The organism is Sciscionella sediminilitoris (genome assembly GCF_000737195.2).
Taxonomy (GTDB): Bacteria; Actinomycetota; Actinomycetes; order Mycobacteriales; family Pseudonocardiaceae; genus Sciscionella; species Sciscionella sediminilitoris.
Genome location: NZ_JALM01000036.1, coordinates 285,095 through 295,068, shown reverse-complemented (window position 1 = coordinate 295,068; position 9,974 = coordinate 285,095). Strand labels below are relative to the sequence as shown.

Sequence of the window (9,974 nt, the reverse complement as noted above, 5' to 3'; positions counted from 1 at the left end):
GCCGGCAAGCTCGTCCTGCAGCGGTGGGCCGGCATGCTCGCCGAGCTCGAGCTGACCTCAAGTCAGTACAAGCTCCTGCTGACCCTCGACGAGATCGGTCCACTCGGCCAGCAACGACTGGCCGAATTGGTGGGCATCGACCCCCGCAACGCGGTGCCGATCATCGAGACCTCGGTCGAACAGGGACTGCTGATTCGTCAGGTCGACCCCGCCGATCGGCGCCGACGGGTGCTGAAACTCGCGCCCACCGGCCGACGATTCGCCAAGAAGCTCCGATCACTGAACGCCGACATCGAGGAAGATCTACTGGAGCCGCTCGATCCTGCCGATCGCGTGACCCTGCAACGAACGCTGCGCGCTCTGCTCGACGCATCCGACCCGCACCCCTGAGTCCAGCCCAGCATGAAGTTCCCGACGAGAGGGGTGGCGATATCCGTCGCGGCGCACCTTGGCATGCGGCTCCTCTACCGAGACCGATAACCCGCTGACCAGCAGGTTCAGGTTCGGATATTGCCTTGTCGGGTGCGCACCTGATTTTACGGTCTTGCTGCCCGTTCCGGTGCCGTTGCGGCGACACCTTTAGCCGAGCACCGAAACAACGTACTTGGCGGCTTCGGCGATGATGGGGTACCGCGCTTCGGCGGTGTAGCCCGCGCGATCGGAGAGGATCGCGATGACGAGCGGGTTGCGGCCCGGCGGGGTCACGATGGCGATGTCGTTGGCTCGTCCGTAGTCGCCGTGCCCGGTTTTGTCGGCCACGCCCCAGCCGTGGGGCACTCCGGCGCGAATGCTTTGCGCTCCGGTGGTGTTGCGCTGTAGCCAATCTTTGATGAGGGCCCGTTTTTCCGGGGGAAGTGCGTCATCGAGCACGATCTTCCGGTAGTCGTGGGCGATCGAACGTGGGGTGGTGGTGTCTCGCGGGTCACCGGGAGGGTCTCGGTTGAGTTCGGGTTCGTACTGGTCCATTCTGCTGGCGGTGTCGCCGAGGCCGCGCAGGTAGTGGGTCAGCTGGCCCGGTCCCCCGATGTCGCGCATCAGGAGGTTGCCCGCGGTTCCGTCGCTGTACCTGATGGCGGCGTCGCACAGCTGACGGATGGTCATCCCGGTCCCGATGTGCCGCTCGGTGATGGGCGAGATGGAGTTCACCTCGTTCTTGTCGTAGGTGATGACTTTGTTCAGGTGGGACAAGGGATTCCGCTGCAGTACGGCCGCTGCCGCGAGTGTTTTGAAGGTGGAGCAGAATGCGAATCGCTCGTCTTCCCGGTATCCCAGGGATGCGCCGGTCCCGGTCGCGAGGGCGTAAACACCGAGGCGGGCATCGTATTTCCTTTCCAGGGACGAAAACCGCGTGCTGGCTTCCTCGGCGCTGCTTCGGGATTTTTCCGCGGATTTCGGCGCAGCAGGTGCTCGCCCCTCGACGGTCCCGCACGCTGCCAGTGGGAGCGCGAGCGCTCCCGTGAGCAGTGTTCTGCGCGCGAAAGAAGCGTCTCGAGATCCCATTTCCCCACCGTCCCCGGATCGGCATGCACTGTGTCGATGCCCGCAGTCTGGCCGATCCGTTCGCGGCTGTCCAAGACGGAAATGATCTGGCTCGATGCCGAAATGTCATCACCGCTGTACGGTCGCCGATCAGTCTTCGAGGCGTTCGATGATTTTCGCGATCTCGTCGAGGATCGTGAGGATTTTCGGGATGAGTCCCTCGATCTTGAACGCCCCCTCCACCGCCTTCGCGACGGCCTTCGCCGCGATCCCGCTGGCCCGCACGACCTCGCCCGTGGTCTGTTCGGGAATCGCCGCGGCGCCGACCACGGTCGCCGCCTCGACCAGGTCCTGGACGATCTGCCCGACAACGGCGGCGATGAGTTCTCTGATGAAGTCGTGCACGATGCCGACGATTTCGCTGACGATGCGGATGAGCGTGGCCCAGGAGTGGCACATGACACCGGCGGAAGCGAGGGCGCCGACCAGCTGCCGCGCGTGTTCCCGGTAGGCGTCCGCGGCATCGCCCTGCCAGAACTGCACGGTCCGTTCGACCTTGTCCGCGTAGTTCTTGGACGCCTCCTGCAGGGCCCCGGCCATGTTCTCCCAGGTGTTGGCGACCGCGTTGACGGTGTCCTGGTTGCCGGTCACCTCGTCGAGCAGTAGCCGCAAGGGTTTGACGTGTTCGAGCGCCCAGGACACGACGGGCGCCACCGCGGTCCCGCCCCAATCGCCTTCGGCCAGCGCCACACCGTAGGTGCCGAGGCTGTATCCGGCGGCGAACTGCTCGATCCAGTCGTGCACCTGCAGCTTTTCACCGTGCGCCGCCTTGTCGATGTTCTGGGCGATGGTCACGGCGTCATTGACGATCGGCGCCCCCTCGAACCAGTGGCTGAACCTGTCGAGATCGGTCTTGTCCGTGGTGTAGCCCTGCCCTGGGGTGAACGGGTTCCACCACTGCGTGCCGCCCTGGTCGCCGCCATCCTGGATGGGTGTGTAGTCGCCCCATTCGAACCGGGAGTTCTTGTCGACGAGTGGATTGTCCGAACCGGTCATGCCGCTCACTCCCCCTCGAGGCGCTCGTGGAACCGGCTGCGGCCCTGCGTTCGCTGCCGCTGCTCGTACACCCGTTCCAGTTCCTGCTTGTTGCGCCGTTCCTGATCGGCGTAGTCGGTCGCGGTCTGCTCCAGCTTGGTGGTACTCGTGCCGAGTACCTGATCGAGCCGCTTGATCAGGTCGAGATGGCGCTGCACATGGGCGCGCAGCGCGATCGGAAACCCTTGGCAGGCAAGGCCGTAGGCGTTGTCCCAGCCACCGGGTGTCACCTCGGTGCCGGCGTCGATCACTTGCTGGACCCGCGTGCGGACCTCGGCGATCGAGCTCGCGTGTTCACCGATCCGGTCCGGGTCGACGTGGAAGCCCTTGTCGTTCATCGCGCCTCCTCCGGACCGCCGAACGCCTCGCGCAGCAGCGAAACCGCGCGCTCGGCAGCGGCATCGTGCGCGCCGAACCGCTCCGCGTAGACTTCTTCGGCCAGCTCGGGCAGTTTCGCGTAGGCCCGCCGCACGCAGGCCAGGATCTCCGCGGACAGTTCGGACCGGGACCAGCGATCGGTGCGGTCCCCGAGTTCGAGATCGCGCAGCGTTCCGTTCGCCGCGACGGTCACCCGCACCTCGCCGCGCGCGGATTCAGCGCTGACCGTCCGGTTTTCCAGGTCTTCTCTGGCCGCCCGTGCCCGTTCGTAACGCTGCTCGGCCTCCGCGACGATTCCGTCGATCCGGCTCTGCGCTTGCCGATACGCCTCCTCCGAGGCCCAGGATTCAGTCATGACTCGCCTCCTGTCCGCAGGCCCGCCGACTGTCGGCGGACGGTTCAGACCTGAGACCCACACGGCACCGGCAGGCGTTCCATCGGAGCATGCCTTGTAAGAAGTCCGAAAGAAACCCCGATGCGCAATTCACCCAGGAATGCGTAGCCGCAAAATTACGCCGAGTAGGGGCCGAGAATTTCGCCGGCTGAGCCCCTCCCCCTCAGCGGGCCAAGTACCAGGGGTCCACGGTGACCGATCCCCCGGTTCCGGCCGTCGAAATCGAGGATCCGGCCGTACAGCTTGTACTGGCGCAGCACGATCTGCCGATCCGCGATGCGCCCGTGCGGGAACTGCCGCCGCAGGTTGGTGGCGACCTCGTGCAGGAACCGATCATGCGGCGAAATCCGAGCCGCACCTCGCGCTCGGCGCGCAACCCTCGACGCTGGACGAACAAACCACGACCGGCTCCCCGACCAGAGCGGAATTTCCACCGGACGATGCCACGAGGAGGTTCCGATGCTCCAGCAGATCGGTGTCCACGGCGCGGTGTGTTGCTGGAACCAGGAAACCACGCAGGAGGTGCGCTCGTGACCACGCTGCAGAAACCCGTGCTTTCCTGCGCAAGCATTTCCGGATCCGCACCAGCGGCGGGCTGTTCGCCGCGAAGCACACCCTGGGCGCCGTGGACGGTGTCTCCTTCGATCTACGGTCCGGCGAGACACTGGGCATCGTCGGGGAATCCGGCAGCGGCAAGTCCACCACCGGCAAGACGCTGTTGCGGCTCACCAAGCCGACCGGTGGCAGCGCCCGCTACCGTGGCCGGGCTGTGTTCGGTTCGGACACTCGGGAGCTGCGGGATTTCCGGCGTCGGGCGCAGATGGTGTTCCAGGACCCGTACTCCTCGCTGAACCCACGCAAGCGGCTCGGTGACATCCTTACCGAGCCGTTGGTGATCCACCAGATCGGCGCGCCCGATCAGCGCCAGGACCGGGTCGTGGAGATGATGCGGAAACTGGGGCTGCGCACGGGATTCTTCTACCGGTACCCGCACGAGCTCTCCGGTGGGCAACGCCAGCGCATCTGACTGGCACGGGCCCCGGTCTGCGGGCCGGAGATCCTGGTCTGCGATGAGGCGGTCTCCGCGCCCGATGTCTCCGTGCAGGCACGGATCCTGAATCTGCTCGCGGATCTGCGCGACGAGCGGCAGATCGCGGACCGGATCGCGGTGATGTACCTCGGCAGGGTCGTCGAACACGGACCGGCCGGGCAGGTGATCGAGGAACCGGCGCATCCGTACACCCGGGCGCTGCTCTCCGCGGTCCCGCGCGGCTTGCCGGGCCGCGAACGCGAACGGCGCATCCTGGCCGGAGACATTCCCTCCGGGTTGAATCCCCCGCCCGGCTGCCCGTTCCATCCCCGTTGTCCGGTAGCCGTGGACCGCTGCCGGACCGAAGTGCCCGCACTGCGCACGGGCACCGGGGACACCGGGGCCGCCTGCCATCTGGTGTGACATCCTTGGCGACGAAGGGAACCATGACAACACTGCACGAGGAACTGCGCGCGGAGGTCGCGGCCGCCGAGCTGCCCGGGATCGCCGTCCTGGCGAGCCGGGGCGATACCGCGGTTTTCGAGTTCGCGCACGGCACGCGCAGCGCGAGCGATACCGCGCCGATCGACCGGGACACGATCTTCGGGCTCGCCTCCATCACGAAGTCGGTGGTGGCAACGGCGATCCTGGTGCTGGAGCAGCAGGGCACGCTGCACACCGATGATCTCGTGACGCGCTGGCTGCCGGAGCTCAGGTTGCCGGACGAGCACCAGGATCGGCTGCGGATCAGGCACTTGCTCAACCACACCTCCGGATTCCCGGGTCTGCCGTTGATCAACGGTGCCCGCACCGCGAGCATCACCGCCGATCCGGACCGGGACCGCCTGGACCCGGCGCCACCGATCGAAACCGAGTACGCCGGGATCCGCACGGTGACCGATCTCGTCACCGCACTCGGCACGATCGGTTACCGCCCGCTTGCCGAGCCGGGTGCGCGGTTCAACTACTCCAACGAGGGCTACGGGCTGCTGCACGGGATCATCGAAGCGGCATCCGGAACGGATTTCGCCGGCTTCGTCACCGGTGCCGTGCTCACCCCGCTCGGCATCACCCGGGCCGCGTTCACCGTCCGGGAACTGTCGGGCTTCACCAATGTGGTCGGCCTCCACGCACCGATGCGCGATACCGAACAGCGCTATACCGCTTCGCCGCACTGGTGGGACGTCGCGGAGATCTACTCCAACGGTTCGCTGAAGACATCGGCGGCGGGCCTGTCCGCGTTCGCCGGGATGCTGTCCCGGCCCGGCGCGGTGCTGAGCGCGGAAAGCGTGCGGAAGATGACGACGGCGGACACATTGCCGGACGGTTCGCGCTACGGGTTGGGCATCGAGGTCGGTGCCTACGGTGATCACTCCTGGTTCGGGCACGGCGGCAGCGTGAAGGGCGTCGCCTCGCACTTCCGCTGTGTTCCCGGCGCAGACCTCACCGTCGCTGTGCTGATCAACGCAACCGGTGCGGACGCCGCCCGGATCGCCGATCTCGTCGCACGCCGGTTACTCGGCCTCGAACCGGAACCCGTTGCGCCACCGGTGGAACTGCCCGCCGAGGCCGCGCGCGACTACGCCGGGTACTACCGCTCGGCGGAGCAACAGGCGTTGACGGTCGCGGCCGATGGGCCCGCACTGCGGCTCGGGGCGAACTCCCGGCTGCACCCGGCCGGGCCGGATCTTTTCGTCGACGAAGCAGGCAAGAAACACGCCTTCCTGCGTGCCCCGGACGGCGCCGTGGACCGGGTCTTCAGCGCCAGAAGGGTACTGCCCAAACAATCCGAGCAGAAAGAAGCACACGAGTGAGCACGAACATCGAGCTGCCTGCCGAACTGCGGGAAGCGGTACGCGGATGGCGGCGAGAATTCCACACCTTCGCCGAGACCGGCTGGCTGGAGTTCCGGACCGCGTCCCGGGTGGCCACGGTGCTCCGCGAGCTCGGCTGCACGGTGCGGCTCGGTACCGAGGTCGTCGATGCGGACGCGCGGATGGGGGTGCCGAGCGAGGAAGAGATCAGCGCGGCCCGGAAACGCGCGGTGGAACAGGGCGCCGATCCGGATCTCGTGGACGCGATGGGGAACGGGTTCACCGGCGTGGTCGGGATATTGGACACCGGGCGTCCCGGACCGACGTTCGGTTTCCGGTTCGACATGGATGCCAATGACCTCAACGAATCCACCGCAGCCGAACACGTACCCGCGGCGAACGGGTTCGCCTCGGTCAATCCCGGGGCGATGCACGGTTGCGGCCACGATGCGCACACCGCCATCGGGCTCGGCCTGGCCAGTACGCTCGCCGCGCATCGCGAAGAACTGAGCGGGAAATTCAAGCTCATCTTCCAGCCCGCGGAGGAAGGGGTGCGCGGGGCGCACTCGATCGTCGCCGCCGGAGTGCTCGATGACGTCGATCTGTTCGTGGCCACCCATGTGGGCACCGGTCCGGAACTCGGCGAGGTGGCCTGCGGCGCCGTCGACTACTTCGCCACGACCAAGTTCGACGCCGTGTTCACCGGGCGCGCCGCGCATGCCGCGGGTGAACCCGAAGAGGGCCGCAACGCCCTGCTCGCCGCCGCCGTCGCCGCGGTCAATCTGCACGCGCTGCCCCGGCACAGCGGCGGAACCTCCCGGGTGAACGTCGGCACCCTGCACGCCGGGGACGGCCGCAACGTCATCGCGCCGAGCGCCCGCATCCAGGCCGAGACCCGGGGATCCACCTCGGCCATCAACCAGGACCTGTTCGCCCGCGCCGAGGCCATCATCGCGGGCGCGGCCCAGATGCACGGAGTCGAGGCCAGCATCGACATTCGCGGCGGGGCCTCCAGCAGCGATCCGTCCGAGGAACTGCTGCCGTTAATTCACGAACAATTCCGGAAGGTGCCCGGCGTGACGAACATTCTGCGTGCACATCGGGCGGACGGTTCCGAGGACGCCACCGCGATGATGGACCGGGTGAAGGAACGCGGCGGGCTCGCCAGCTACATCGTGCTCGGCACGGACCTGGCGGCCGGTCACCACACCGCGCGGTTCGACATCGACGAGTCGGTCCTGGAGATCGGCGTACTTTCCCTGTCCCACATGGCTTTCAATGCCGCGGACTGGTACCGGGGTTAGTCAGGGCCGCTGCACGAGGATCCGGCAGACCCGTTTCCCCGAGGAACCGCTCGTCAGCTCGCGGCGGTACAGCACGGTGAATCCGCCGAGCTGCTCGAGAACCTGGTCTGCCGTGATCGCCGTGTACAACCGGCCGCGTTCGTCGCGCCGATCCGTTCCGTCCAGCCGCCAGCTGAGGTACAGGCGGCCACCGGGCCGGAGCAGTTCGCCGAGCCGCCGCACGCTTTCCAGCGCGGCAGCTCGCCCGAGATGCATGATCACGGTCTCGCAGTAGACGTTGTCGAACACCGGCAATCCCGCGAGTTCCGGGAGCACGGCGGTCTCGAACGGCACCTCGGGATGTGCTTGCCGCGCCTGGTCGAGCAGGGCGGGGACGGCGTCGTATCCGGTGACCTGCCAGCCGTGCCCGGCAAGCCAGGCCGCGTCCCGCCCGGAACCGCAGCCGATGTCCGCCACGGTCCCGGGAAGCAGGAATTTCTCCAGCAACGCGTGCAGTTCCTCGTCCGCCGGTTGGGATTCCCAGTCCTGTGCGTAATCCGCTGCCCCGGTCGCGTAGGCCTCGATGGTCTCCCGGTCCGCGCGGCCGACCGGTTCGAAGGCCAGCTGTTTGCTCAACGTCGCCTTCACCGGGGACCGCTCGAGCCGGGCGGCGAGCATGGATCGGTGCGGCTCGAGTTCTTCCGGCAGCAGGAGTTCGTAGCGGAAGGTGGTCGCCGATTCCGCGCGGTCCAGGTGCACCCGCACCCGGACCCCGGCATCGGCGATCCCCTCCTCGGTCAGCGCCATCCGCGCGGAGATGGACATACAGGAGGCGAGCGCGGCCTCGAGCAGTTCGTGTGGCCGCATTCCCGCCGTGCCACCGATTCCGGATTTCTGGGTGTCGGCTATCGCGGTGTTCTCGCCCGCCTGCAACTCGACCTGCCACGGAATCGGGAGCGCTGCCGCGTCGACCACCGTCTCAACCTCTCTGTCACCATCTGCTTGATCCTGACCCTAGTCGCTTCTCACGGGTGCAGCAGCAGCTTTCCGGTGGTGTGCCGTGCTTCCAGTTCCCGGTAGGCCGTGGCAACCTCGTCCAGCGGGTAGTCCCCGCCGATCCGCACCGTCAGCTCACCATCAGCGACCCAGCCGAGCACCTGACTCGCCCTGGCGCGCAGCTGCGCGGTTTCCGCGGTGTAGTGCGCGATGCTGGGCCGGGTCACGTACAGCGATCCGCCGCTGTTCAGCCGCGGGATCTCCAGTGCGGGCGTCGGCCCGCTCGCCGTCCCGTAGATCACCAGCACACCGCGCGGCCGCAGGCTCGCCAGGCTGCCCTCGAAGGTCGCCGCGCCGACCCCGTCGTACACGGCGGCCACTCCGGCGCCATCGGTGAGCTCCCGCACCCGCGCGGCGAAGTCGTCGTAGCCGAGTACCTCGTCGGCCCCGGCATCCCGCACCGCCTGCGCTTTCTCCGCCGAGGAGGTGGTGCCGACGACCCGGCCGCCGCGCAACCGCGCGATCTGCACCAGCAGCTGCCCGACCCCGCCCGCGGCGGCGTGCACCAGCACCGGATCGCCCTCTCCGATGGGATAGGTGTCGGTGGCGAGGTACTGGGCCGTAATACCCTGCATCAGCGCGGCGGTGGCCTGCTCATCGGAAACCCCGTCCGGGATGGCGACGGCCCGCCCGGCATCGACCGTGGCGAACTCGGCATGGCTGCCACTGCCCCCGCTGAACCAGCCGATCCGGTCCCCGGCCGCGAATTCGGTGACCCCGGCGCCCGCTTCGGCCACCACGCCCACGCCTTCCACGCCGAGGGTGAACGGGGTCTGCCTCGGCACGGCACCGGTGCGCTGGTACACGTCCATGTAGTTGATCCCGGCGACCCGCACCTCGACGAGCACCTGACCGGGGCCCGGGGCGGGCCGGTCCACTTCGCTGAGCGCCAGCACCTCGGGTCCGCCGTGTTCGCCGACGATGACCGCTCGCATGTTCATTGCCCTCCGTTGTCCGTATCGGTTTCGGCGTTGATGGGCGCACCGGAGCAGTCCAGGCCCTGTTCGATCAGCCAGTGGTAGTGCGCGACCTTGTCGTCCAGGGCTTCCAGATCCGCCCGCAGTTCGGCCTGGCGGGCCAGGATCCGCTCCCGGTGCGCGGTCAGCAGTTCCAGCCGCTGCCCGTGGGTGGTCGCACCATCGGCGAGCAGTTCGCTGAACCGGCGCATTTCCCGTGTCGGCATCCCGGTACGGCGCAGCCGGGTGAGCAACCGCAGCAGGCCCACCTGGCGTTCGGTGTAGCGCCGCCGCCGGTCGGTACCGCGCAGCACGCGGGGGAACATCCCCTCGCGTTCGTACCAGCGCAGCGTGTTCTGGGTGAGTCCGGTGCGCTCGGCCACCTCGGCGATCCCCAGGTACTGCTCGGTCTCGCCCGCATTCACCGCCATAATCGCCACCTTAGGAATTGGAGTGCACGCGAAGACAAACCCGCGAGACGGAGAATCT

12 protein-coding genes are annotated in these 9,974 nt (G+C 67.7%); 5 read left to right on the top strand and 7 right to left on the bottom strand.

Annotated features, from left to right (window positions below):
- Nucleotides 1–390 (top strand): MarR family winged helix-turn-helix transcriptional regulator (locus AD72_RS17855; protein WP_051898730.1); only part of this gene is annotated, 390 nt, incomplete at its 5' end.
- A gap of 189 nt (nt 391–579) precedes the next feature.
- Here AD72_RS17855 and bla read toward each other — a convergent pair.
- From bla to AD72_RS17835, 4 genes are all read right to left on the bottom strand, one after another.
- Nucleotides 580–1,500: a class A beta-lactamase gene (gene bla / locus AD72_RS17850; RefSeq protein WP_031467665.1), complete on the bottom strand. Its 921-nt coding sequence runs from the start codon at nt 1,498–1,500 to the stop codon at nt 580–582.
- Between the two features lie 129 nt (nt 1,501–1,629).
- Nucleotides 1,630–2,535: a WXG100 family type VII secretion target gene (locus AD72_RS17845; RefSeq protein ID WP_031467664.1), complete on the bottom strand. Its 906-nt coding sequence runs from the start codon at nt 2,533–2,535 to the stop codon at nt 1,630–1,632.
- A 5-nt stretch (nt 2,536–2,540) separates the two neighbouring features.
- Nucleotides 2,541–2,912, bottom strand: coding sequence for a type VII secretion target (locus tag AD72_RS17840; protein ID WP_031467663.1), 372 nt, complete (start codon nt 2,910–2,912; stop codon nt 2,541–2,543).
- Entirely contained in the window at nt 2,909–3,307 is a 399-nt protein-coding gene (locus tag AD72_RS17835) for a YbaB/EbfC family nucleoid-associated protein (protein WP_051898729.1), read from the bottom strand. Before AD72_RS17835 ends, AD72_RS17840 begins: the two co-directional genes overlap by 4 nt.
- Nucleotides 3,308–3,971: 664 nt before the next feature.
- Here AD72_RS17835 and AD72_RS37630 point away from each other — a divergent pair.
- The 4 genes from AD72_RS37630 to AD72_RS17820 all read left to right on the top strand — a co-directional run bounded on the left by AD72_RS37630 (nt 3,972) and on the right by AD72_RS17820 (nt 7,494).
- Nucleotides 3,972–4,373 (top strand): ATP-binding cassette domain-containing protein, encoded by a 402-nt coding sequence (locus AD72_RS37630; RefSeq protein ID WP_231644879.1) that lies wholly within the window; start codon nt 3,972–3,974, stop codon nt 4,371–4,373.
- Between the two features lie 72 nt (nt 4,374–4,445).
- Nucleotides 4,446–4,799, top strand: coding sequence for an oligopeptide/dipeptide ABC transporter ATP-binding protein (locus tag AD72_RS37625; RefSeq protein ID WP_231644878.1), 354 nt, complete (start codon nt 4,446–4,448; stop codon nt 4,797–4,799).
- Nucleotides 4,800–4,822: 23 nt separating this feature from the next.
- A complete protein-coding gene (locus AD72_RS17825) occupies nt 4,823–6,190 on the top strand; it encodes a serine hydrolase domain-containing protein (protein ID WP_031467661.1) in 1,368 nt (455 codons plus the stop codon).
- Nucleotides 6,187–7,494, top strand: a complete 1,308-nt coding sequence (locus AD72_RS17820) for an amidohydrolase (protein ID WP_051898728.1) — start codon at nt 6,187–6,189, stop codon at nt 7,492–7,494. The genes AD72_RS17825 and AD72_RS17820 overlap by 4 nt, the downstream gene beginning before the upstream one ends.
- On the opposite strand, the gene AD72_RS35720 is transcribed toward AD72_RS17820, so the two are convergent.
- The 3 genes from AD72_RS35720 to AD72_RS17805 are packed head-to-tail and all read right to left on the bottom strand — an operon-like array spanning nt 7,495 to nt 9,916.
- The gene (locus AD72_RS35720; protein ID WP_082469004.1) at nt 7,495–8,448 is read right to left on the bottom strand and encodes a methyltransferase; all 954 of its coding nucleotides are present in this window, start codon (nt 8,446–8,448) and stop codon (nt 7,495–7,497) included.
- 50 nt (nt 8,449–8,498) lie between these two features.
- On the bottom strand, nt 8,499–9,470 hold the full coding sequence (locus tag AD72_RS17810) for a quinone oxidoreductase family protein (RefSeq protein ID WP_343123725.1): 972 nt from the start codon (nt 9,468–9,470) through the stop codon (nt 8,499–8,501).
- Nucleotides 9,467–9,916 (bottom strand): MerR family transcriptional regulator, encoded by a 450-nt coding sequence (locus tag AD72_RS17805; RefSeq protein ID WP_031467657.1) that lies wholly within the window; start codon nt 9,914–9,916, stop codon nt 9,467–9,469. The genes AD72_RS17810 and AD72_RS17805 overlap by 4 nt, the downstream gene beginning before the upstream one ends.
- Between the last annotated feature and the right edge of the window lie 58 nt (nt 9,917–9,974).

Coding starts and splice junctions, on each gene's coding strand:
- AD72_RS17810 (WP_343123725.1), bottom strand. CDS start 9,470: ATGAACATGCGAGCGGTCATCGTCGGCGAACACGGCGGACCCGAGGTG.
- bla (WP_031467665.1), bottom strand. CDS start 1,500: ATGGGATCTCGAGACGCTTCTTTCGCGCGCAGAACACTGCTCACGGGA.
- AD72_RS17805 (WP_031467657.1), bottom strand. CDS start 9,916: ATGGCGGTGAATGCGGGCGAGACCGAGCAGTACCTGGGGATCGCCGAG.
- AD72_RS17835 (WP_051898729.1), bottom strand. CDS start 3,307: ATGACTGAATCCTGGGCCTCGGAGGAGGCGTATCGGCAAGCGCAGAGC.
- AD72_RS17845 (WP_031467664.1), bottom strand. CDS start 2,535: ATGACCGGTTCGGACAATCCACTCGTCGACAAGAACTCCCGGTTCGAA.
- AD72_RS17825 (WP_031467661.1), top strand. CDS start 4,823: ATGACAACACTGCACGAGGAACTGCGCGCGGAGGTCGCGGCCGCCGAG.
- AD72_RS17840 (WP_031467663.1), bottom strand. CDS start 2,912: ATGAACGACAAGGGCTTCCACGTCGACCCGGACCGGATCGGTGAACAC.